Annotated in this window: 22 protein-coding genes and 1 riboswitch; of the genes, 6 read left to right on the top strand and 16 right to left on the bottom strand. The window is 41.4% G+C overall.

What is annotated here, in order from left to right; translation table 11 throughout:
- Positions 1-27 precede the first annotated feature (27 nt).
- The 3 genes from CD004_RS06350 to mtnW are packed head-to-tail and all read right to left on the bottom strand — an operon-like array spanning position 28 to position 2,542.
- Positions 28-663 (bottom strand): methylthioribulose 1-phosphate dehydratase, encoded by a 636-nt coding sequence (locus CD004_RS06350; protein WP_102261989.1) that lies wholly within the window; start codon positions 661-663, stop codon positions 28-30.
- Complete coding sequence (locus tag CD004_RS06345; RefSeq protein ID WP_102261988.1) at positions 660-1,322, bottom strand: 2-hydroxy-3-keto-5-methylthiopentenyl-1-phosphate phosphatase; 663 nt, start codon at positions 1,320-1,322, stop codon at positions 660-662. The genes CD004_RS06350 and CD004_RS06345 overlap by 4 nt, the downstream gene beginning before the upstream one ends.
- Positions 1,319-2,542 carry a 2,3-diketo-5-methylthiopentyl-1-phosphate enolase gene (gene mtnW, locus CD004_RS06340; protein ID WP_102261987.1) on the bottom strand — a complete coding sequence of 408 codons (1,224 nt, stop codon included), beginning with the start codon at positions 2,540-2,542 and terminating at the stop codon, positions 1,319-1,321. Before mtnW ends, CD004_RS06345 begins: the two co-directional genes overlap by 4 nt.
- Before the next feature lie 95 nt (positions 2,543-2,637).
- Between mtnW and CD004_RS06335 the strand changes: the two genes are divergently transcribed.
- Positions 2,638-2,868 carry a hypothetical protein gene (locus CD004_RS06335; RefSeq protein ID WP_102261986.1) on the top strand — a complete coding sequence of 77 codons (231 nt, stop codon included), beginning with the start codon at positions 2,638-2,640 and terminating at the stop codon, positions 2,866-2,868.
- A 59-nt stretch (positions 2,869-2,927) separates the two neighbouring features.
- A riboswitch (SAM riboswitch) is annotated at positions 2,928-3,034 on the bottom strand.
- Positions 3,035-3,113: 79 nt separating this feature from the next.
- On the opposite strand, the gene CD004_RS06330 is transcribed toward CD004_RS06335, so the two are convergent.
- Entirely contained in the window at positions 3,114-4,289 is a 1,176-nt protein-coding gene (locus CD004_RS06330; RefSeq protein WP_102261985.1) for a pyridoxal phosphate-dependent aminotransferase, read from the bottom strand.
- Positions 4,290-4,416: 127 nt separating this feature from the next.
- Between CD004_RS06330 and CD004_RS06325 the strand changes: the two genes are divergently transcribed.
- Complete coding sequence (locus tag CD004_RS06325; protein WP_102265015.1) at positions 4,417-5,199, top strand: carbon-nitrogen family hydrolase; 783 nt, start codon at positions 4,417-4,419, stop codon at positions 5,197-5,199.
- 394 nt (positions 5,200-5,593) lie between these two features.
- Here CD004_RS06325 and CD004_RS06320 read toward each other — a convergent pair whose 3' ends face one another.
- The 5 genes from CD004_RS06320 to CD004_RS06305 form a co-directional block, all read right to left on the bottom strand.
- Complete coding sequence (locus CD004_RS06320) at positions 5,594-6,178, bottom strand: DUF2087 domain-containing protein (protein WP_102261984.1); 585 nt, start codon at positions 6,176-6,178, stop codon at positions 5,594-5,596.
- Between the two features lie 386 nt (positions 6,179-6,564).
- Positions 6,565-7,449, bottom strand: a complete 885-nt coding sequence (locus CD004_RS24265; RefSeq protein ID WP_233434955.1) for an ATP-binding protein — start codon at positions 7,447-7,449, stop codon at positions 6,565-6,567.
- Between the two features lie 150 nt (positions 7,450-7,599).
- Positions 7,600-8,148, bottom strand: a complete 549-nt coding sequence (locus tag CD004_RS24260; RefSeq protein ID WP_233434954.1) for a PAS domain S-box protein — start codon at positions 8,146-8,148, stop codon at positions 7,600-7,602.
- 145 nt (positions 8,149-8,293) lie between these two features.
- A complete protein-coding gene (locus tag CD004_RS06310; protein WP_102261983.1) occupies positions 8,294-10,588 on the bottom strand; it encodes a thiamine pyrophosphate-dependent enzyme in 2,295 nt (764 codons plus the stop codon).
- Positions 10,588-11,601, bottom strand: coding sequence for a 2-oxoacid:acceptor oxidoreductase family protein (locus CD004_RS06305; RefSeq protein WP_102261982.1), 1,014 nt, complete (start codon positions 11,599-11,601; stop codon positions 10,588-10,590). Before CD004_RS06305 ends, CD004_RS06310 begins: the two co-directional genes overlap by 1 nt.
- A 330-nt stretch (positions 11,602-11,931) precedes the next feature.
- Here CD004_RS06305 and CD004_RS06300 point away from each other — a divergent pair, with 330 nt between their 5' ends.
- A complete protein-coding gene (locus tag CD004_RS06300; RefSeq protein ID WP_102261981.1) occupies positions 11,932-12,975 on the top strand; it encodes an acyltransferase family protein in 1,044 nt (347 codons plus the stop codon).
- 152 nt (positions 12,976-13,127) lie between these two features.
- The gene (locus CD004_RS06295) at positions 13,128-14,888 is read left to right on the top strand and encodes a B12-binding domain-containing radical SAM protein (protein ID WP_102261980.1); all 1,761 of its coding nucleotides are present in this window, start codon (positions 13,128-13,130) and stop codon (positions 14,886-14,888) included.
- 27 nt (positions 14,889-14,915) lie between these two features.
- On the opposite strand, the gene CD004_RS24015 is transcribed toward CD004_RS06295, so the two are convergent.
- Together CD004_RS24015 and CD004_RS24010 are read right to left on the bottom strand one after the other, a co-directional pair.
- On the bottom strand, positions 14,916-15,059 hold the full coding sequence (locus CD004_RS24015) for a hypothetical protein (protein ID WP_170029951.1): 144 nt from the start codon (positions 15,057-15,059) through the stop codon (positions 14,916-14,918).
- Positions 15,059-15,220, bottom strand: coding sequence for a hypothetical protein (locus CD004_RS24010; protein WP_023615140.1), 162 nt, complete (start codon positions 15,218-15,220; stop codon positions 15,059-15,061). Before CD004_RS24010 ends, CD004_RS24015 begins: the two co-directional genes overlap by 1 nt.
- Before the next feature lie 137 nt (positions 15,221-15,357).
- On the opposite strand from CD004_RS24010, the gene CD004_RS06290 reads away from it, so the two are divergent.
- The gene (locus CD004_RS06290) at positions 15,358-15,705 is read left to right on the top strand and encodes a DUF3905 domain-containing protein (protein WP_102261979.1); all 348 of its coding nucleotides are present in this window, start codon (positions 15,358-15,360) and stop codon (positions 15,703-15,705) included.
- Between the two features lie 104 nt (positions 15,706-15,809).
- Here the strand turns inward: CD004_RS06290 and CD004_RS06285 are convergent, their stop codons facing one another.
- Positions 15,810-17,165 carry a TrkH family potassium uptake protein gene (locus CD004_RS06285; RefSeq protein ID WP_102261978.1) on the bottom strand — a complete coding sequence of 452 codons (1,356 nt, stop codon included), beginning with the start codon at positions 17,163-17,165 and terminating at the stop codon, positions 15,810-15,812.
- A gap of 273 nt (positions 17,166-17,438) precedes the next feature.
- On the opposite strand from CD004_RS06285, the gene CD004_RS06280 reads away from it, so the two are divergent.
- Positions 17,439-17,639, top strand: coding sequence for an alpha/beta-type small acid-soluble spore protein (locus tag CD004_RS06280; RefSeq protein ID WP_102261977.1), 201 nt, complete (start codon positions 17,439-17,441; stop codon positions 17,637-17,639).
- Positions 17,640-17,743: 104 nt separating this feature from the next.
- On the opposite strand, the gene CD004_RS06275 is transcribed toward CD004_RS06280, so the two are convergent.
- The 4 genes from CD004_RS06275 to CD004_RS06260 all read right to left on the bottom strand — a co-directional run bounded on the left by CD004_RS06275 (position 17,744) and on the right by CD004_RS06260 (position 21,677).
- A complete protein-coding gene (locus CD004_RS06275; protein ID WP_102261976.1) occupies positions 17,744-18,817 on the bottom strand; it encodes an anti-sigma factor domain-containing protein in 1,074 nt (357 codons plus the stop codon).
- The gene (gene sigI, locus CD004_RS06270; protein WP_102265014.1) at positions 18,814-19,560 is read right to left on the bottom strand and encodes an RNA polymerase sigma factor SigI; all 747 of its coding nucleotides are present in this window, start codon (positions 19,558-19,560) and stop codon (positions 18,814-18,816) included. The genes CD004_RS06275 and sigI overlap by 4 nt, the downstream gene beginning before the upstream one ends.
- 118 nt (positions 19,561-19,678) lie before the next feature.
- Positions 19,679-20,866 (bottom strand): DUF5667 domain-containing protein, encoded by a 1,188-nt coding sequence (locus tag CD004_RS06265; RefSeq protein ID WP_102261975.1) that lies wholly within the window; start codon positions 20,864-20,866, stop codon positions 19,679-19,681.
- A 325-nt stretch (positions 20,867-21,191) separates the two neighbouring features.
- A complete protein-coding gene (locus CD004_RS06260; RefSeq protein ID WP_102261974.1) occupies positions 21,192-21,677 on the bottom strand; it encodes a hypothetical protein in 486 nt (161 codons plus the stop codon).
- Positions 21,678-21,784: the final 107 nt, after the last annotated feature.

Below are 21,784 nucleotides of genomic sequence, written 5' to 3'. Positions count from 1 at the left end.
TGCTTAATGAGAATTTGCTATAAAGATTTACACTACCTTGAACAATTGGAATGGTTTGTGCTCGAGTAATCTTAACTGGTAACGGAATAAAAACTCAGTAGCTTCGAGAATTTTTTTAGCTTCAAATGCGTTCCTTCCCCAGACTGTGATGCCATGGTTACGGATCAATACTGCTCCGGTGTCTCCTTTTACATGCTCTGAGAAAGCTTTTGCAAGGGTTGGGATATGCGCGTAATTTGGAATAATGGGAATCTTTAGTACAGCATCTTCCTCCCATATGTTGAAAGCTTTAATTAATTCCTGTCCTTGAAATTGCACCTCACCCCTGTCTCCATAGACCTCGGAGATGACATTGTTATCGATCGTATGGACATGGAGGCTGCATTCAGCGTTTGTCTTCTTGTATACCTCTACATGAAGCAGTGTTTCTGCAGAAGGCTTCAAATGTGATTCCTCCACCGGACGGCCGAATTGGTCTACAAGCAAAAAGTCCTCATCCGTTCTTTTCCGCTTATCCTTTCCACTCGCCGTCACAAGGAATTGCACTGGGTCGCTGTTCACTTTGATCGCGAGGTTTCCGCTCGTTCCCATAAACCAATCACGCTCAGCCAGTTCAGCCTTTACATCCGACAGTTCTTCCCACTTCGATTCTAAAATGCTCATCCCTTCACCCCTGTTTCAGTTTTAAGAGCGTCAATACAGTCATAAAACGTTTCAAATGGTAGATGCCGAATCTCCCACTCTTCACATTTATCCTTCAAGTAATCTCTCGCCAGCACAAAGTCTGCTTGCTTTGCGGCTTCTAGGTCGGTAACGGAGTCACCAATGACGATTTTATAAGCTCCGCTTTGCTCTAACTTTCTCATGATCGATGGTTTGCAGCAGCCGCAATCATTTGAGCATTGTTCATCACAGCTGTTCGGCCATTCAATTTTGATTGTTTTTGCTGAAAAATCAGAACTGTTGCAGTAAATATCAGCAATTGGGCCAAATTGTTGAATGATGGGTTCTATGAAAAAATCAATTCCGCCGCTTACGATGTATACAGGGATTCCTTCTTCGCTGGCATAATCCAGGAAGTCCTGAAAACCCGGGCGAATCCTTGCGTTCTGGACGGCAAAATCTATGATTTCTGCCTTCTGGGTGACCGGAAGGAGGGAAAACATTTTTCCTACCCCTTCCCTGATGGAAATGGTGCGATCAAGCACTGCTTCCTTTATTTCATCCCAGCCTTCAGGGCCATATTCATTCATGATTGCTATGATATTGTCTTTTTCGGTTACTGTTCCGTCAAAGTCGCAAAAAATCACGGGCTGCCTCACTTTGCCACCGCCTCTGCAGAACCCCATAGACTTATAGCTACTCTTAATTCTTCATGGTCAATGGCGCCTTCCTCAAGTGCTTTTCCTTGAAGTACTGTTTCAATTGCCTGCCTGAATGCCTTCCCGCCGCCCTGTGCTCCACCAGGATGGCCATGTACTCCGCCACCCGCATTAATGATTGAGTCTATTCCGAAATCTTTTACAAGCAATGGGACCATTCCTGGATGGATACCTGCTGACGGAACCGGGAATGTCCTTTTGAATTGATCTTCAGCAGTCAGTGCCTCGGCTATTGATATCGCCTGTTGCTTTTTGAGAGCCACACTTCCATAAGGTGACGGGAACAGCGAGAAGTCTGCTCCGGCATAGCGGAGTAATTTTCCCAGAAGCAAAGAATGTGAAAAACCATATTCTTCAGCAGAAGTGAAAGCACCACTTACGGCCGGGTGAGCCATGATTGGAATACCGATTTCATCATCTTCCCTCAGTTCCTGCAAGACATCCAAACCGTAGGCGAAAACATTGAACAAAAGGGCGTCAGCTCCAAGCTCAGTCGCTTTTCTTGCTTTATCCCTAAGCTGTGTGGTTCTTCCTGTCAGATTGGCAGCGTATAAGGTTCTGTGTCCAGTAGATTCATAGACTTCATCAAGAACCTGTTTCCCAAGGGTGATTCTCTTTTCAAAAGGAGTAAGTTCATTTTCAAACAGGATTTCATCATCCTTGATCAGGTCAACTCCTCCAAGGCTCTGTTCTTTTAGCTGTTTCAGCAAATAGTCCATATCGCGTCCAATGACACCTTTGAAAATGCTCATAAGCAGTGGCCGATTGTGGACGCCAAGCTTCCTCCTTATTCCTTCAATTCCAAATCGGGGACCCGGAAATTCTTTTTTTAATTCTTTCCCAAATTCAAGGTCGACCAGTTTTACCTTGCCATCAAGCGAGAGTTTTCCAAATACAGTTGTGAGAATTGCCGGCAGGTCCGGCGAGAAATTGATGGCAGGATAAGCAATTTTGATCGTTGCCACTGTTTCTGAATTGGCGTCCAGGCCAGAACCTTCTACGGAGACAACTCTTCCCTTATGTTTTTTTAATTGTTTTTGGTCCAATTCGGGCAAATCTGTCCACGATCCCACTGTCAAACCAAGCGCGATCCCTTCTGCTTTTTTCTCCGGGTTATGTTTAGCATCATGGACTATATATGTCGCTGTAATTTCGCTCATTAAGATCAATCCCTTTCCAAACGTGTTGTGTTAAAGACAAGAACAAAAAGCGCAAGCGCCTCGTTCAGCCCCGACAAGCGCTGGGGGGCCTGACAGTGAAGTCGTTCTTTGACTTCATTGGCAGGACCGAAACCGAAATGTATAGCCGACTGCCCAGAAACGGCGAAACTGGAGACTCCGACAAAGAAGCGCTTTTTGCTTCTGCCGGCGGAGTTGAAGTTTCGGAGTTTCTAGGAGGCGACACTAGACAAGCGTCTCGAGGGGCTAGGCGCTGGAGCTGGATTAAGAAAACTACATGTAGTTATCCACACTTAAATAATTTTTAATTTCCTTAGCAATAAAAAAACCTCTTCACAAAGAAGAGGTTAGAAAATACACTAAACTCTTCTCATCTTTCAGCTTTCGCTGCAAGAATTAGCACCGTGCCCAGCTTATGCTGGATCGGTTGCCGGGCTTCATCGGGCTCGTCCCTCCGCCTGCTCTTGATAAGAAAATAATTTAATCAAGTTATTTAATTGGTTAAAGTGAATTTATTAATTAGGATTATGTCAGTTTCATAAATCAATGTCAACTATTTTTTGAAAATTCCCAAGCTTTCAATTCTGCTGACTGCTTCTTGCAACCTCTCCTCGGAGCTCAGCAAGCCAACCCTCACAAAGCCCTCTCCATGTTCTCCAAACCCAACACCTGGCGCAACTGCTATATGTGCTTTTTCGAGCAAGAAATCCGCGAATTCTACCGAAGTGAAGTGTTCAGGAACCTTAAGCCAGGCAAAAAACGAGCCTTTTGGAGCAGTGACATGCCAGCCAATATTTTTCAGACCGTCAATAAGGACATTTCTTCTTGATTCGTATAAAGCATTTAACTCAGCAACACATTCTTGCGGCCCTAGTAATGCTTCTGCTGCAGCTTCCTGAACAGCACCAAACAAGCTGACATACATATGGTCCTGAAGCAAGTTAATTGCAGCAATCACGCTCTTGTTCCCCGCTGCAAAACCAACACGCCATCCAGCCATATTATACGTTTTCGATAGCGTATAGATTTCGATTCCTACGTCCTTGGCACCACCTGACTGTAAAAAGCTTTGTGGTCTCTCCCCGTCAAAGCCAATCGCTCCATAGGCAAAATCGTGGACAACACAAATTTCATTTTTTCGTGCCACCTCGATTGTCTGATCAAAGAATTCCTGATGTGCCACTGCGCCAGTAGGATTATTTGGGTAGTTGAGAAACATCAGTTTTGCTTGAATCAAATCCTCCGCACTTAATACAGCATAATCAGGCAGAAAGTCATTCTCTTCTCTTAGTGGCATTGTCACCATCTTTGCCTTTGCAAGTTCGACTCCAGATAAGTAGTCAGGGTAGCCGGGGTCAGGAACAAGAATTGTGTCCCCAGGATTCAACAGGCATTGAGGAATTTCAACCAAGCCAGCCTTGCCACCGAATAGTATGGCAATTTCTTCTTCTGGATCAAGATTGACTCCATACTCCCTTTTATAAAATGCTGCTGCAGCTTCTTTTAACGAGCTCAATCCCCTGAACGGCGAATACTTATGGTTAGCCGGATTTTCTCCAGCTTGCTTCAACTTTTCTACGATGTGCTGAGGTGTTGGTTGGTCAGGGTTTCCCTGTCCAAGATTTATAATGTCTGCCCCTTTTTCAGCATATGCGCCAACTTTTTGCACGAGTGAAGCAAAAAACTGCTTGGGCAAGCTTTTCAATAAATCTGATTGTGCGAATTCCATTTTCTCACCTGCTTAGGAAATATATTAGTATTCAAAAATTTTAATTTGAAATTCTAGTCACAAATGATATAACGTAAATAGTAACTTGTAAAGATATAATTTTCAGAAAGTATGGCGGTGATTAATGATGAAATATAAAATAGCATGCCTGCAAATGGACATTGCCTTTGGGAATCCTGAGCAAAATTACAAAAAAGCCTCCGAACTGATCGACAAGGCAAAGGCTCAAAAACCTGATATCATTGTCCTTCCCGAGCTGTGGACTACCGGATATGATCTCGATAATTTAAAAGACACTGCAGAAGAAGAAGCACAAGAAGCCAAAGTGTTTTTCAAGGATGCAGCTGAGAAATACACTTGCCATTTTATTGGCGGTTCTGTTGCAAATAAAACAGAAGCTGGCATTGAAAATACATTGCTAGTATTCGACAAAAATGGTGAGCAGGCAGGAATCTACAGCAAGCTCCACTTGTTCAAGCTCATGGATGAGCATCTGTATCTGGCTGCCGGAAAGGAAAAAGGGTTATTTTCTTTGGATGGACACAAATTTGCCGGGCTGATTTGCTATGATATTCGATTCCCGGAATGGGTCCGTGCCCATGCCCTCCATGATGTTGAAGCGATGTTTGTTGTCGCTGAATGGCCAATCCAGCGCCTTGAACACTGGCGGGCATTGCTCATCGCCCGTGCGATTGAGAACCAATGCTATGTAATTGCCTGTAACCGTGCTGGCTCAGATCCTAACAATAAATTCGCTGGCCATTCCATGGTCATTGGCCCTTGGGGTGACGTGATTGCAGAAGGTGGAGAAGGTGAGGAAATCCTCCTGGCAGAAATCGACCTTGATGAGGTTAAGGAAGCAAGAGGCAAGATTCCCATCTTTGCTGATCGCCGGCCAGAACTGTATTAAGAACAATAATTCAAATAAGATGTCTTGTCCATAATCGAGTAACAATCCAAAGTAAATAAGCGGAGGTTTTCCGGCTAAATACAGACTGGAGCTCGTTTCGGGTGTATATAAGGGGAGGTTTTCCGCTTATTCAACTCTAAATCTCCCATTTTCGAATTTTTGGTGTAAATAGGCGGAATTTCTCCGCCTATTTAAGCTTTTTTAGATAGAAATTACAAATTAAGCGGAATTTTTCCGTCTATTAGCTCGAAAGAAAAAGACGTATGTCAATTCATACGTCAATTCATCTGTCTATTATAAAGATGCCCCCCTGAACCGGAACCCTTTATGAGGATACCTTTAGCGGTTTCATGCTTCTTAAAGTCAAAGGAGTTATGATAATTTTTATAGAAAATCACTCAGGTTTTGCCCACATCTCTTCAGGGTTCAATTCATAAATCGCATTTTCACGGTACATGTAATGATTGATGATGAATTCCCTTCTGATTGTCGCATAATCCTCATGGAACTTCGTGATATATTCGTTCAGTTCCTTTTCTGGATATTTCTTTCCGGCTTTCAACCCACGGACCATATATTCGAATACCATCAGCTTCTTCTTCCTTTGCGCCGGGATATTCTTTAATTTACCATCTTTTGTAAAGAAATTCTCAATAACCTTTTGTCTTTCGATATTCTGTTCGATCATTGCTTCCACCTCCCCTTCCTTTTTCTCGATCAACTTGCCAAGCGTTTTCGCCTGTTGCTTGATTAATGACTCATTTAAGTGAAAATAAATCGTGTTCTTGTCTCTGCGCTCGAAGATAACATTGATATCCCGCAATTTTTTGATATGATGTGTGATTGTCGGCGGGGTAAGGCCAAGCTTTCCGGCAATTGCCTGGCCATGAAGCGGCCCATTTGCCAGCAAAGCCACTATTCTTAACCTTGTTGGGTCCCCCATTGCTTTATGAAAAGCAACAATTTTATCCAGCTGCATTAAACCACTCCACTTTACTTATTCGACATATATCTAATTAGGTATATATCTAATATAATGCATTTTTCATTATTTTAAAAGGGAAATGAGTAAAATTTCCAAAAAAATTATTCCGTTAGGTTTTAGAGGCTGTTTTTCCAACATAGCTTTTAGGAACAAAAAGCGCAAGCGCCTCGTTCAGGCCCGACAAGCGCTGGAGGTCCTGACAGTGAAGTCGTTCTTTGACTTCATTGGCAGGACCGAAGCGTCTCGAGGAGTTAGGAGCCGCAGCTAGACAAGCGACTCGAGGGGCTAGGCGCTGGAGCTGGATTAAGAAAACTGCATTGAGTTATCCACAACTCAATACCTTTATAAATTCTTTAACCAAAAAAAACGCCTGATTGAATTTAATCAGACATTTCCCTGGTTATTGGCAAATAAATATGAAAGATTGTTCCGTCCCCGACCTTGCTCTCGATTTCAATTGTGCCACCATGTTCTTCAATGATCTTGAAGCTAACCATCAACCCGAGGCCTGTTCCTCTTTCCTTGGTTGTGTAAAAAGGTTCTCCAAGCTTTTTGATCTTTTCAGCAGGAATTCCTTCTCCTTCATCCTGGATGCATATATGTATCCTGTTTCCTGGTGCCTGGTTGACCATCACACTGACTAAGCCGCCCTTAGGCATCACTTCTATCGCGTTTTTTATAATATTAATAAAGACCTTTTTTAGTTGATTAGGTTCACACAGGAGTTCTGGCAAATCATCGGCATATAAAGTTTTAATCTGCACATCATGTAGCACAGCCTGCGCAGTAAGGAGGGCCGCCGTCTCATTCATAATTTTTGCAATATCAGTATTTTCATATTTTATTGACTGAGGTTTAGCCAAAATGAGGAACTCGTTGATGATCGAGTCGATTCTTTGGAGTTCAGTCTTGATTACCTGGAAATATAATGAATACGCATCACCTGTACTATTTTCGAGCAGCTGGATGAACCCTTTTAACGCAGTCATTGGATTGCGGATTTCATGGGCAATACCCGCTGCCAGCTCCCCCAGCATATTAAGCGTATCTGATTTATGGAGCTGGGCTTCCATCTCTATTTTTTCAGTGATATTCCTGAAAACTATAAGATTCAAGCTGTCTACCAATTGGTGTTTGACAGTGTATTCAAAGTGCTTCATCTTGCCTTCTCCATACGGAATGGTAATCCTTCCATCCAGCCTTCCTTTTCGGAGCAGTGCTTGCACCTTTTCATCGATTAGTTCTTCTGAAATCCCAAGATTCATAAAAAGCTTCCGAAAGTTTTTTTCCTCCAGGTCTTCCGGCTTCAATTCCAGTTTTGCCATCCCAGAGGGGTTAATCTCATAATGTTTGCACTTTTCATCCCACAGAATCATTCCCTCAATCGATCCCTCAAAAATTCTCCGAAATCGCTCCTAGCTTTTCCGAAGCTTTTGTTCCATATGGTAACGCTCACTTGCGTCCCGAACAATAGTCATATGATAGCCGTCGCCCGCATTGAGCTTAACAGTAAATTCCAGCAGTCTCGTTTCTCCATTTGGCAGCAGAAAAAACGCTTCATCCCGCAGCGCGCCTTTTTCATTGATAATTTGTTTCATCTCGCTATATTTCTCATCTTTTTGATAAATGAAGTCCGAAATTTTATGCTTTAACAACTCTTCATGAGTGAGTCCGAAAATCTTGCAGGTTGCTTCGTTAGCAGCAATGATTCGTCCACACTTGCCCCAAAACACAATCCCATCCAATGTTTCGAGGAATAAGTTTTTTAACAAACCATCGTCTTCAATAAATCTTTTATCAAAACTTTTTATTGGACCGTCAGCTGGGACCATTTGAACAGAACAGTCAGTGGCTGTCCGCTGATGCTTATTCTTCCACTCTATTAAAGAGGAATTTTCTCGTTCTAAAGCGGCTATTTTCTCTTTCAGTGCCTTAATCTCATCTGCTATGTTAGCACTACTCACCAGAAAGCCTCCTTATCGGATTCCCATTTTTCTAGTAATTTCTACATGTATGGAGAAAATCCCTTTAAAGTCGAGATTTTTTTCTGGATAACCTTAAAAACTTCCATTTAAAAAAGAAGCCAGGGATTCCCTGGCTTCTCTTGTCTTATAAATATTCGTTTTCATGCTTAGCCTTAAGGCGCTGCCACCTTTTTTCGACTTCTTCTTCAAATTCCACGAGCATATCCTTATTTTCTTCTTTTAACAGATGCTTTGTTTTACCCATATATTTCAACCAATCTGCCAATGGAATCTTCTTGTTTTTCACCTCTGGATCGTAAGTGATGTTTGTGACACCTTGCTCCACTTCGTATAACGGGAAGAAGTTCGAATTCACAGCTGCCTCGACAATTGTCTGGCCAAAACGGTCTTCCGATTTCCAGTTGAGCGGGCATGTTATCAGAAGCTTACCGTATACAGTTCCTACATTTTGCGCATACCACTGTGCCTTCGCAGCCTTTTTAACAAGGTCCTGAGGGAAAGCTTCTGTTCCTGTGAATACATAAGGAATATTGGTAGAAGCCATGATCTGTGCTGTATCCTTATGGTGGAACGCCTTACCCTTTTGTGCCTTGCCGACGTTTGATGTGCTCGTCATGTGGCCAAAAGGAGTGGAGTATGAAAGCTGGGAGCCTGTATTCATATACCCCTCGTTATCGTACTCAAGCATAATTAGCTTGTGTCCGCGAAGTGCAGTTCCGATTGCCGATCCCATGCCGATGTCCATACCGCCATCACCTGTCACCATTACGAAGGTAGCATCTGCTGACACTTCGATTTCACCACGGCGTTTCAGTTCAAGGAAGGCTTCGAGCGTTCCTGATAAAGTTGCCGCGCCATTCTGGAACAGGTTATGGATCGTTGTCTGCTTATGGGATGTATGAGGATACGCTGTTGTAACAACGTACGCGCAGCCCGTTTGGAAAAGAATGACGAGATCTCCTTCAATTCCTTTAAAGAACAGCTCCAATCCGCCGAAGATTCCACAGCCAGGACATGCGCCATGGCCTGATGCAATTCGTTTCGGTTTTGTAGTCAAGGCTCTCAAAGGCGGAATTTTGACATTCAGTTTATTCTTTTCTTCATCTCTTGTTACCTGGATCAGTCCTGAATTATAGACATCACCATGCTGTGGCTCAATGACCTGTTTCAATGCTTTTTCTGGTTCTCCAGCAACATGTCCGTAGTAGTCGAATGGCTTTTCTGCATATCCTTTTTCCATAGCGTCGATCGCCATGCTGAAAAATGCCTCAGCATCATCTGCATAGAAGTCTTTACCGCCAAGTCCAAACACTCTGCTTTGGACGATTGTTTCATTGTCCCTGTCTTCCTGCAGCGCGGACTTAATTTCGTGTGTCAGGTTAGGCCCATGTCCGCCGTAGGAATCAGCACGCTCACCTACAAGAAGTGATTTGACATTCTTAAGTGCTTCCCTGATTTCCTGCGCAGGGAATGGCCGGATGATATTGGGGCTGATGACACCAGCCTTGATTCCCTTCTCACGAAGTCTGTCTACAACATCCTTGGCAGACTCTGCCGCAGAGTTCAATAGAAACAGCGCTACGTCAGCATCTTCCATTTGATAAAGGTCAAGAATATCATAGTTGCGTCCTGATAGTTTTGCATATTCTGCAGCCACTTCTTTATAAACATCTTTCGCTTTGTACATCGCTTCTGATTGCTGGAAGTGGTTGTTCATCAAGTCGTCGCCATTCATGTGGGCTCCGATTGTCAACGGTTTCTTTGGATCCCTGGCAAAATTATATTCTGTCGGCGCCTCGCCAACAAATCTTTGGACAACAGCGCGATCCTTGAAATAGTTCACTTTGCGCTTTTGGTGGGATGTAAAGAAGCCATCATAAGCGACCATGACAGGCAGACGCACATCTGAGTGTTCGGCAATTTTAAGCGCCATAATGTTCATATCATAAACAGCCTGTGGTGTCCTGGCGGTGAGGATGACCCATCCAGTATTTAAGGCAAAGTACAAATCTGAGTGATCGCCGCGTATGTCCAGCGGACCACTGATCGAACGCGTTACCAGGTTCAAGACCATTGGATAACGTGTTCCAGATTGAACCGGAAGCTGCTCGAGCATATACATCAACCCGTTCGCGCTCGTTGCGTTGAACACGCGGGCTCCAGTTGCTGCAGCACCATAACAAATTCCCGCGGAACCATGTTCACCATCAGCAGGAATCAATTTTATATCATGCTCCCCTCTGGATTTCATCATATCCAGGTATTGAGCAACCTCTGTTGAAGGGGTGATCGGAAAATAGCCCATGATATGATAGTTGATCTGAGCTGCAGCCATTGCCGCCATTTCATTTCCTGATTCAAAGGTTGTCACCTGTTCTGCTGTACTCATTGCCTTTACGTTTTCTTCAAGAACGGACATTAAGAAACCCCTCCAGTCACATAAGGATAGTTATGTTTTACTTGATTCTCCTCAGCATAGCCGATCATTTCCCTCAGCTCGCTTAACGCAGTGGTTGGACATGCCTCAACACACTTCAGGCAGCCTTTGCAATATTGATAATCGATTCCCTTTAGGAACATCTGCTTTCTGCCGCGTTTGTCCTCTCCTTCTTCCCATACAAAGCAATAATCAGGACATGCAGTATCACATGCAGCACAATTGATGCATTCTTGCTGATTGAATTGGGGCAGGAATCCTTGTCTGGAACCGCTTAAATCCTTGAGGATACTATTTGCCTGCGCTGTAATCACACCGCCTATTTCCTGTGTTTCGTAGCCAAGAAGCGGCATTGGGCGTTTGAATTCTTTGCCCTGCGCCCCTTCTTCTGGTGCGTATGTTTTAAATTGAACGTCATGGTAGCCTCTCTCGAAGGTTCTGATATTCGGCTCAACTAAATGAGGATATTTTTTTTCAAAAGTTTTGCGTATAACATTTTTCATCGCTTCGGGATCAAGGAAATCAATGATGCGATACAATGCACCCAGCATTGCAGTATTTACTTTTGTTTTTTCCTCGACAGCGATGGATAGCGCATCAACAATTGCCAGTGTTCCATGCTCAAGATGAAGGTCTTTTTTGATGTCATCAAAATCTCTCGTCGAGTTCACCAGCAGTATTCCGTCCGGACGCAACCCGCTTACTACATCGACCATTTTATAAAGTGCCTCATGAAATACGCCCACAACATGCGGCTCTTCTATTGGACTGTGGACCCTGATTTCAGTATCTGGTTCACAGAAACGGACAAAGCTTTTCACCGGTGATCCTTTTTTCTCCGATCCATATGAAGAAAAGTTGGATCCATTCAAACCAAGACCTAGAACACCAGCTTCCGCAAGCATCTTTCCTGCAAGGTTTGCACCAAGCCCTCCAATCGATTCAAGTCTTATCTCGTAAAAACCTAATTCATTCTTTTTCGGTAAGATAGACATAATCTCCCTCCCCAATTTCGTTGTTTAGGTAATTGAACTTAAAACATTCCCCACTAATAATTTTATAGACTTTAAGATTATTAAGCTGTGACATATATCAAACATTTGAACTTTTTTAATGGAACACACCCAAAAATATTTAACTTAAGCCGTATATTATAATGAAAAACTTTTATATAACAGAGATAAATTTGTAATAGTACAGAAATGTATTTTCCTTATTCAGGAGCTAGTTCCTTAATTTTGAGCAAATAGCCTAGTTTGTATTTGTCCTTTCCGGGGTAAAAGAGGGTTAGTATTTTTTGGGGGTCTCTAATTAAGGGAGGAAATATGAAACAACGAGATTACTACTTTGACAATGCCAAGTTCATCTTGATTTTTTTCGTCGTATTTGGCCATCTTTTGCGCTCGTTCATTGAAGACAATGAAATGATTTACAATATTTACAAAGTCATTTATACATTCCATATGCCAGCCTTTATCCTTGTTTCTGGATTTTTTGCGAGAGGCTTCAATAAAAAAGGCTATGTAATGAAAATTGCCAAAAAGTTGATACTGCCATACTTTATTTTTCAGCTGATTTATTCCATTTTCTATTATTTTCTTTACAGCAAGTCTACTTTTACGATGGATCCGCTGAATCCACATTGGTCTCTATGGTTTTTGATCAGCTTATTCTGCTGGAACGTTATGCTTATTGTTTTTTCAAAACTTAACGCACCTGCTGGACTGTTGATTGCTTTTGGCCTGGGATTAGGTGTCGGGTATATAGATTGGGTATCCAACTATCTAAGCCTTTCAAGAACCTTTGTTTTCTTTCCCTTGTTCTTGCTTGGTTACCATTTGACGAAGGACCATATCAAAACATTGACCAGACCAGCCTTCAAAGTTGGAGCATTCGTGACCTTCGCAATAGTATTTTTAGGATTTTATTTTAATCCAGATATAGACTATAAATGGCTTCTTGGTTCTAAGCCTTACTCATTGATGGAAGCAGCTTCATTATCAAGCATGTTCACTCGTTTAGGCTTTTACTTATTAAGCTTGCTGATGGTGTTCAGTTTCTTGACAATTGTTCCGAAGAAGCAATATTTCTTTACAGACCTGGGTAAAAATACACTTTATGTATATCTGCTGCATGGATTTTTTGTACGAACCTTCCGCGAAAGCGAAGTTCAGAACTTCTTCCATAGTCCTGAACGAATCCTTTTGCTTGCAGTCATCGCACTGCTCTTGACTTTCCTGTTGTCCAGCAAGTACGCAGCAGCATTAGCGCAACCACTGATCGAGTTTAAAACCTCAGGAATCAACCGCCTAAAAAGCCGGTTCACAGCCATCCTGAGGTTTTATAGGAGGAAGCTGTTGAGCAGTTAACACTTCCTAATATAAGCACTAGCAAGAGCCATTCCTTAAGGAATGGCTCTTTTCCTTATTCTTCAACTGCATTCAACCTGTCTTTTTTGTCCAAACTGAGATATAATTTAAAGTTGATTTGCTGCTGGATTTTTATAAAGGAGATTTTTTTAATGAATATTGTTTTAACAACGCTTAACGCGAAATATATACACACAAATCTTGCGATCAGGTATCTTAAGGCATATGCCCAGCCTGAGTATGATGTAAATCTGGTTGAGTATACAATCAAAGATCCTGTGATCAATATTGTCTCAGATTTAATTCAAAAGCAACCTGATGTCATTGGATTCAGCTGCTATATTTGGAATATCGAAGAAAGTATTAAAGTCATCAAGATGATCAAAAAGATCAACCCTGATATCAAAATTATCGCTGGTGGCCCCGAAGTTACCTATGATGTTCAAAATTGGATGAAGGAAGTAACAGAGTTTGACTTCATCGTCATCGGCGAAGGTGAACAGACATTAAAGCAGCTTCTTTCTGCCATAGATTCAGGAGCTGATTTTTCAGAAGTGCCCGGGATAGCCTATCGAAAAGGGGCCGGCATCCTAATGAATCCCCAACGCAATAAACTGGATTTAAAAGAACTTCCATCTCCATATCGTTTTGAAGAAGATCTCCCCCATCTCTCTAAAAGGGTAACTTATCTTGAAACGAGTCGCGGCTGTCCTTTCAGCTGCCAGTTTTGTCTCTCCTCCATTGAAGTCGGTGTCCGCTACTTCGACAGGGAGAAGGTTAAGGAAGATATCCGTTATCTAATGGCGAATGGTGCGAAAACAATTAAATTCGTTGACAGGACATTCAATATTAGTCGAAGCTACGCAATGGAAATGTTCCGGTTCCTGATTGATGAGCATCTTCCTGGTACTGTGTTCCAATTCGAAATCACCGCTGATATCATGCGCCCTGAGGTCATTGAATTTCTGAACCAGGAAGCGCCTGCAGGATTATTCCGTTTTGAAATTGGCGTACAGTCGACTAATGATTATACAAATGAATTGGTGATGAGAAAACAGAATTTCGATAAGCTAAAGCGTACAGTGACAATGGTCAAGGAAGGCGGCAAGATTGACCAGCACCTTGATTTAATTGCTGGTTTGCCGGAAGAAGATTATCACTCGTTCAAAAAAACATTTAATGATGTGTTTGCAATGCGGCCTGAAGAATTGCAGCTTGGCTTCCTGAAAATGCTGAGAGGGACTGGATTGAGACTGCGGGCTGACCAGCATGATTATGTTTATATGGATCATTCACCATATGAAATCCTTGGGAACAATGTCCTTGATTTCAACGACATCATCAAGATCAAGCAGGTTGAAGATGTACTCGAAAAATATTGGAATGACCACCGAATGGATCTTACCGTTGAATATCTAGTCACAAAGGTTTTTCCATCACCATTTGATTTCTTCCAGGATTTCGGCTCTTATTGGGAAACAAGAGGCTGGTCCCGAATTGGACATCAGCTGGAGGACTTATTCAAAAGACTATTCAATTTCCTTCAAGAAAAAGGTGTAGAGAATTTAGAAGCAATCGAGAGTTTGATGAAATATGATTATCTTGCCAGCATGAAACATAAGCCACGCAAGCCTTGGTGGGAACTGAGTCTTGACAAACAGGAGCGGTCAGACCTTTACCGTGGCATCATCCAGAAGCCTGATGCCCTTGGCAATCAGTACTCTGAGCTGAACATTAGTGAAAAGGAATTATATAAGCATACTCTCCTTGAGGATATTACCATTGACCTCGAGAGGTTTATTGAAGATGGAGAGATTGATTATTCCCCTTCCTATATGCTTGTTTATTTCGATTCAAAATTGAACACTCCTCAGTTTTTCACTTTTAAGATGGAAGATTTAAAGCCGGCTTAACATAGCCGGCTTTTATTTTGCTCGATTTTATTGACACTCTTTGTCTGCTTTATTTTTCGTCTTTTTACTATTAAAAGGGATCTCATAAAGCTTACCTGCATTAATATCGCCAAATTCCATGCCAAATTCAACGTTCATTGGCTTTTGGTGCCGACCTTCATGCTTTTTCATCACGATCTTCCTTTCCTGCCCTGCTTTGAATTTCTGTTAGCAAATTTGCCTGGATCTTCACCATGGGCAAACTCTGCAGAAAATTCGCTTTCCTGAAGGTTTTTCTTAGGTGTGTTTGTATATTTAGCCAAAGCATTTCTTTCTGCCTTCCTTTTAGCCATTCTTACCACCTCCATATTACTATTTTTTTCAATCGGCGATTTGCTATGTACTGATTTGATTACCTAATTTTACAAAAGGAACTCCCTAATAAAATTCAGCATATGACAAAAAATAAGCTCAAAAAGGAGGAGCTGAAATGGCAAAAAAAGATCGGGAACTAAAACCACTGGATATCGAGGAAACCATGCCTCATCAAATAAATGCTCCGAGTTTTAAAGATACTGGTATAGAAATGAAACCTCCATTCAAGAACGAGCATGGAGTCATCATCGGAGACAGTCTTTACTCATCTGAAAACTCACCGCTTGAAAATTGGACTGACGAGACTGATCCAGCAGTCATGGCTGGCGATGAGTGGGTACACCCTACTAATGATATAGGGTGGAACACAGCTGAAAACAGGGATCTTCTCGAGGAAAAAAGAAAGCCAAAAGCCTATCCATTCATGCACCCTACAAAAGATGTGAGCAAAGGCCAGGATTAATATAAGCACACTGCGACGATGAGAGCCAGGCATACTTCGAAGAAAATCATTAAATAGTAAAATAAAAAAAATCCGGGGTAGCCCGGATTTTTTGATATTAACCATTAACCAATTATCACACGTTCCTTTGGATAATGGATGCTTTCTTTTTCTGTTTTACCGCCAATGATCAACAAGAAGGATATGACTCCAACTCTTCCGATGAACATCAATATTATTAGGACCATTTTTCCGATCGCCGAAAGCTCTGGAGTGATGCCCATAGATAAGCCTGTTGTTCCGAAAGCAGATGCAACTTCAAAAATGATTGCCAATAGTGATTGATTCTCTGTAACCATTAGAATAAGGACTGCAAAGAAACATATAAGTACAGCCATGATGGAAACAACCAAAGACTTGATTATATCATCCTGGTGCAACTCTCTGTTAAATACCCTGATTGCACGCCTTCCTCGCGCAAAGTGGTAAAGGAACAAGAGATTTATCGCAAAAGTTGTTGTTCGGATTCCTCCGCCGACCGAACTCGGTGATGCCCCGATAAACATCAAAGCTGCCATCAGGAATAATGTAGGGTCAGTAAAATCATTCACATCCATTGTCGCCAAACCACCACTTCTGGTTGTCGTGGACTGGAAGAAAGCATAAAAGAATGAATCCAACAGAGACTTATCGGATAAAAAATGATTATATTCCAGTCCCCATATTGCAACGGTTCCGAAAATAAGGAGGCCAAGGAAAGTAAGAGTAGTAATCTTAAGAAATAGTGAGAAACGGAACGGACCATTTTTTTTGCTTCTGAACAGGAAGCTTTTCAATTCAACCAGCACAGGAAAACCAATTGCGCCAAGAGTAATCAATAGCATATTGATTGTAACTACAAAATAATCCTGTGCATACGGGATCAGTGAAGCTCCGGTAATATCAAACCCTCCATTGGTTGTAGCACTGACAGATGCAAACAAACCATGAAGAAATGCTTCTTGCCATGTCGGAAAGTATTTTAAGAAATATATTCCTAATAGCAGTGCACCAATTAATTCAATTATGACGATAATGACCAGAATTTCTTTCAGCATCTTCACGAGCCCTGACATAGAAGTCTGGTTCTGGTCCATCATGATTAATCTGCGTTCCTTCAGCCCAATTTTCTTCCTTATAATTAACCAGAAGAATGTGCCAAGCGCCATGACACCAATCCCGCCGAACTGCAGGACGAACATGAGGATAAAGATTCCCGGTACAGTAAAAGTATCACGTACCGTTATTACTGAAAGTCCAGTAACACTGACAGCACTTGCGGCAGTGAATAACGCATCCATGAAAGACCACTTTGCCCCGGGCTGTATGGCAATAGGCAAACTTAATAAGCTCATCGAGACAATTACCGCAATCAAATAATAAGCTACGATAATTTGCGCAGGAGATAATTTGTTCAACCTTCTTCTAATATTAATCCACATAATTGATTCCTTTCAGCCCTGATTCATTTACATACCTATGATAAAGAATATCATATGATTAATAAAGTACTTTCTTGCAGTTTCCATCCATCCATATTACCTTCTGCATGAATCAACAGTGTTTAACACCACCGATGAGCTTTAATAGTACCAGAAATCAGGTAAACATTATCCAAAAGTATAAAAGATTACCACTTATGAATTTACCTGCAATGCTCAAACTATCTATACAGAGAAATTTTTCTCTGTATACTAACAGAGGAGTTGATAATGATGGCTCGTAATTCAAATAAATTGCTGGTTCCTGGCGTTGAACAGTTCATGGACCAGGTTAAATATGAGATTGCTCAGGAATTTGGAGTGAATCTTGGATCCGATACAGTATCAAGAGCAAATGGCTCAGTCGGAGGAGAAATCACTAAACGCCTTGTTAAGCAAGCCCAGGCGCAGATGTCTGGTCAAAACCAGCAATAAATTGTTGGAGTAGTTATTGTATATAGCATATCCACTATCTCCATAAACAATTGAATATGAACATGGAAAAAAGTCCGGATTAAATTCCGGACTTTTAAAATTAATTATTTCTTTCCAGGATTGTCTTTATTTTTCCCGGATTGCCCCCTGTTGTCACTTCTGGGGCCTTGTTGGTTGTTAGACTTTTTTTCAGCATTATATTGTTTTTTGCTTTGACCATTTTTATGGCTATTGCCTTTATCAGCATGTTTGTTGTTGTTACCCTGCCAATTCTTGTTGTTACCCTGGCCATTACCGTTCTTTCCGGAACTTTTATTTCCTTTGGCTTTATCTTGTGCAGGCGGTTCCTCCTTGTTTGGTTCTTTTGGAACCTGAGGATCTTTTTTCTTCACCTGACCTGGTGGTTCCTTCTTTTCAGGCTGTGGGACAACAGTAGGGACAGGATCTTTCTTTCCAGGCTCTGGTTTGGCTTTTTCCTTTTCATCCGGCTTACCAGCAGGCTTCAGCGTATCCTTTTGCTTTTCTTTGTATACGCCAGTTGTAACACCCTGCTTTTGTGCCTTTTCCCTGTCTTCAATTGTTGCTTCCATCACCTTAAGATTCAAATTATCAATTTGTGTTGATTTTTTTATTTCTGATATCTTCTTTTCAAGTTTTTGGTCCACAGATTCTTTAGCTTTCTTATTATGAACAGTCGCGATGACAACGTCTTTTTCTTGTTTTAAGAAACCTTCATCCTTGATTTCCTCAATGACCATCTCTGCAACCAAAGCTGCATCTTTCTTTTTCCAGTCTTTTAATTCCTTAATGATTTCTTCCCCTTCAGGATTATACCCTTTCATACGAAGGACCTTTAAATCATCATTGACTGCCAATTCATTGCTTGGATTTACATCAATGGACATATATGCGTAAACCTGTCCGTTTTGGTACGTAGGAACTAGCGCAGTCATGGCAATCATAAATACTGCTGCAAGCGCAATACTCCTTGCCTTAACGCTATTTAAAAACGATAGATTGATTCTTTTCTTTTTAACAGTTAGCGTTTCTGGAAAAAAATGAATTTCTTCTCCTACCTGATAATCTTGTTGAAGCTTTCGGGCCCGTAAAAACTCGCCTTCGGGGGTCAACAATGTTAGGTAAAGATCATTGATTTCAAGGATAACCCCTTTTCTCATGTCTCTAACACCCCTTTAATATAATCCTTTAAATATACATAATCCCCAATTAAAATAAGTGCAATAGCTATAATATATTTTCTGTTTCTCTCTATGGTTTTTCTGCTGACTTTGACCATGTCTTCCAATTGCTTGATTGGCAGCCTCTTTTTTTCCAGGAGCAAATTCTTTAGTTCCTCATTCTCAACCATTGATTTTGCAACCAGCATCGCATTTTTGCGGGCATCCGCATGCTTAGGAGACTGTTCGAGCAAATCCTGGAAAGACAAATCAAAGTCTTTTAATACTGCTTGGAATTGGATGATCTCTTCTCTTCTTAGTTCCTGTTCTGTCTTTTTACGAAAATCATCAAGAGAAAGCTCATCCTCAATGGTCGATCTTTGCTGTTCTTCCTCATTTGGATCGTTTGATATATTGAAGCTGAGGTTTTGATTCCGGCTCTGCTGTCGGATATAATCAATGACCCTCCGCTTAATCATGACTTCTGCAAAACTTAATAATGAATTTCCTTTTTCAGATGAATATTTTTGGATTGCCTCATTGAATGCGATGAGACCAATGCTAAATTCATCGTCCGATTCATGTATGTATCTCTTGCAGACAGACGAAACAGTCTTCGCGATAAATGGCTTATAAGAATCAATTAATTCTTCTCTTAAAGCAGCATCCCCCTGGTGGATTTTCTCTACAGTTTCTTCCAGTGGTCTTCGCTTTTTCTTTGCCATGAACAATAAACTTAGCAATAGCCTCACCTCTTTCCTCCCCACATTATATCATGACTGTCAATTTATCTTTCTGTGGTTAGGCAGTGAAAAGATAGCCACATAAGGCTACCTTTTCGAGTCTATTGTTCTTTATGGATTAGTTTTTATCATTACCTTTTCCGTTACCGTTACCTTTGCCATTTCCATTGCCTTTATTTTCATGTTTCTTTGAATTCTTTTCTTGTTTCTTATCTTGCTTAGCCTGGTGTTTTTCTTCTTTCTTTTGCTGTTTAGCTTCCTTGCGTTCCTGTTTTTCAGCAGCCTTTTGTGCTTTACGCTCTTGTTTAGCTTTTTCTTTTTCAGCTTTTGGTGATACTACCGGTACTACAGCTGTGTCGTCATTTACAGGCATTGTTTCTTCAGCAGGCTCTTCAACAACTGGTGTTTCATCAGCAGGCAGAAGATCTGACTCAACCACTGGTTCTAATTCTACTGGCTCAGTTGTTTCTTCTTCTTCAACAGGCTTCTCAGCATACTTTTCTTCTAATTTAGCCAATTTCTTTGCCATCTTAGCGTATGTTTTGTCAATGTTCTTTTGAAGCTGTGCTCTTGCATTGTCATTGCCAACGTGTTCCATAGCAGCTTTCAATGCAATGATATTCTGTCTGAGCATTCCTTCGATTTCTTCGAAAGGATCTTCACTTACAACGTCTTCTTCCTCAGACCCTTCTTCCGCGTCTTCCTCCGCTGGCTCTTCAGCGACTACATCATCGGCAGGCTCCTCGCCATCTTCAGTTGACTCTTCTGAATCTGTTTCTTCTTGGTCTGTTTCTTCTGTTCCTTCTTCAGAGGTTGCACCATCTTCCACTTCTGATCCTTCTTCAGAATCGGCATCCTCTTCCTTTGTACCTTCTTCATCCACAATATCCTGTGAAGATTCCATGTATTGTACAGCAGCTTCGATTACTTCAAGGGCTTCTTCTTCTTTCCCCTCAGCGAACAAAGCACTTGCCTCTTGAAGGCGTTCTGATGCGTATGTAGCAAGCAATTCTGCTTCTTTAGCATTATCAATTGTAAAAGCAAGCCTGATTTTCTCAAGTGCGATTTTAGCAAAGTAGAAGAAGTCACCAGGAATCAAAGAAGGGTTAATTTCTTCAAGTTCATCGACCTGTGTCTTTGCTTGTTCAAGCTCCTCAGGGCTGACATTTTGCAGTTCCACCGTTTCAACTTCAGAATTGTTCTCTTCTGCCATTGCAACTGGCGAAAATGTAAATGTTCCAGCAAGCACTAAAGCCAATGTACTCTTGGCGATTTTTTTCATCTCTTGGTTAGAAAGTTTCTTCATTCTCAGTTCACCTCGTAAGTTTTTAGGAGCGGCCGCTTTAATCACTACAAAGTTACGTTTGCGCTTACTATGTTATGGGGGTTTTTTAGAAAAAAATAAAAACACTTCAGTCAAACTATGACCGAAGTGTTAAGAATAATGTTGATATATAAGGTTTTACAAGGGATTTTAGCTTTTCAAAAAAATTACAGTAATGGCGACTCGAAGCTGAGCTTTTCCATTTTGTACCGTTTATTGGTATATTCCGCATAATAGATCACATCACCGGGAACAAATCACATTTATGAATTCCCCCATAAAGAAATTATTTATTGCAATATGTATTCTAGTTGTAATAAAACTTAAGTAATAACTTCCTGATCAAGAATCCGGTAATCACTCCTGGAATGACAAAAAGCATTGGAAGGAAAACTGGCCCTGGAAACAGTCCAAATATATTAACCTTCGGGGATATCATCAAACCAACTGTTACAAAATATGCTGAGAACACAAATGGCAAAAAGGTGATTTTCTCTTCCTCCGGCATTACGCTTCTATACGCATCCCACATGGCGAACATATATAAACATGGATAAAACATCAGCCACTGATAGTCCAGGACATGCATGGCCTTTTCTGTCTCCCCAAGGAAGCTATACATTATTCCCTTGTTAAAATTACTATTAACGTTAACAAGGAACTCAAGCAGGACAAATAAAATGCCCTTTACAAGGTTCCCCGTCAGTAACTGGGCAAACCCTGGCAGTGCGATGCTCCACATTACCGCTTCTAGTTTGGTTAAGTTCTTTTTAATCGCCACGTCACGTTTCATCCTTTAGTCTTATTATTGGTGCCTTTATGAATGCTCGTTTTTCCACAGTGTCTAAAGAACATCACCTGGAATTACGTTTTTCTGCGCATTTTGCTACTTGTTTTAGA

The organism is Mesobacillus jeotgali, from assembly GCF_002874535.1.
Lineage (GTDB): Bacteria > Bacillota > Bacilli > Bacillales > Cytobacillaceae > Mesobacillus > Mesobacillus jeotgali.
Note: the sequence above shows the minus strand (reverse complement) of the source record. Positions and strands in the feature narration are given on the sequence as shown.

Excerpts from the sequence above, each read along its gene's own strand:
- CD004_RS06350 (WP_102261989.1), bottom strand. The coding sequence starts at position 663 with ATGAGCATTTTAGAATCGAAGTGGGAAGAACTGTCGGATGTAAAGGCT.
- mtnW (WP_102261987.1), bottom strand. The coding sequence starts at position 2,542 with ATGAGCGAAATTACAGCGACATATATAGTCCATGATGCTAAACATAAC.
- CD004_RS06330 (WP_102261985.1), bottom strand. The coding sequence starts at position 4,289 with ATGGAATTCGCACAATCAGATTTATTGAAAAGCTTGCCCAAGCAGTTT.
- CD004_RS06325 (WP_102265015.1), top strand. The coding sequence starts at position 4,417 with ATGAAATATAAAATAGCATGCCTGCAAATGGACATTGCCTTTGGGAAT.
- CD004_RS06320 (WP_102261984.1), bottom strand. The coding sequence starts at position 6,178 with ATGCAGCTGGATAAAATTGTTGCTTTTCATAAAGCAATGGGGGACCCA.
- CD004_RS24265 (WP_233434955.1), bottom strand. The coding sequence starts at position 7,449 with ATGAATCTTGGGATTTCAGAAGAACTAATCGATGAAAAGGTGCAAGCA.
- CD004_RS06310 (WP_102261983.1), bottom strand. The coding sequence starts at position 10,588 with ATGTCCGTTCTTGAAGAAAACGTAAAGGCAATGAGTACAGCAGAACAG.
- CD004_RS06305 (WP_102261982.1), bottom strand. The coding sequence starts at position 11,601 with ATGTCTATCTTACCGAAAAAGAATGAATTAGGTTTTTACGAGATAAGA.
- CD004_RS06300 (WP_102261981.1), top strand. The coding sequence starts at position 11,932 with ATGAAACAACGAGATTACTACTTTGACAATGCCAAGTTCATCTTGATT.
- CD004_RS06295 (WP_102261980.1), top strand. The coding sequence starts at position 13,128 with ATGAATATTGTTTTAACAACGCTTAACGCGAAATATATACACACAAAT.
- CD004_RS24015 (WP_170029951.1), bottom strand. The coding sequence starts at position 15,059 with ATGAAAAAGCATGAAGGTCGGCACCAAAAGCCAATGAACGTTGAATTT.
- CD004_RS24010 (WP_023615140.1), bottom strand. The coding sequence starts at position 15,220 with ATGGCTAAAAGGAAGGCAGAAAGAAATGCTTTGGCTAAATATACAAAC.
- CD004_RS06290 (WP_102261979.1), top strand. The coding sequence starts at position 15,358 with ATGGCAAAAAAAGATCGGGAACTAAAACCACTGGATATCGAGGAAACC.
- CD004_RS06285 (WP_102261978.1), bottom strand. The coding sequence starts at position 17,165 with ATGTGGATTAATATTAGAAGAAGGTTGAACAAATTATCTCCTGCGCAA.
- CD004_RS06280 (WP_102261977.1), top strand. The coding sequence starts at position 17,439 with ATGGCTCGTAATTCAAATAAATTGCTGGTTCCTGGCGTTGAACAGTTC.
- CD004_RS06275 (WP_102261976.1), bottom strand. The coding sequence starts at position 18,817 with ATGAGAAAAGGGGTTATCCTTGAAATCAATGATCTTTACCTAACATTG.
- CD004_RS06265 (WP_102261975.1), bottom strand. The coding sequence starts at position 20,866 with ATGAAGAAACTTTCTAACCAAGAGATGAAAAAAATCGCCAAGAGTACA.
- CD004_RS06260 (WP_102261974.1), bottom strand. The coding sequence starts at position 21,677 with ATGAAACGTGACGTGGCGATTAAAAAGAACTTAACCAAACTAGAAGCG.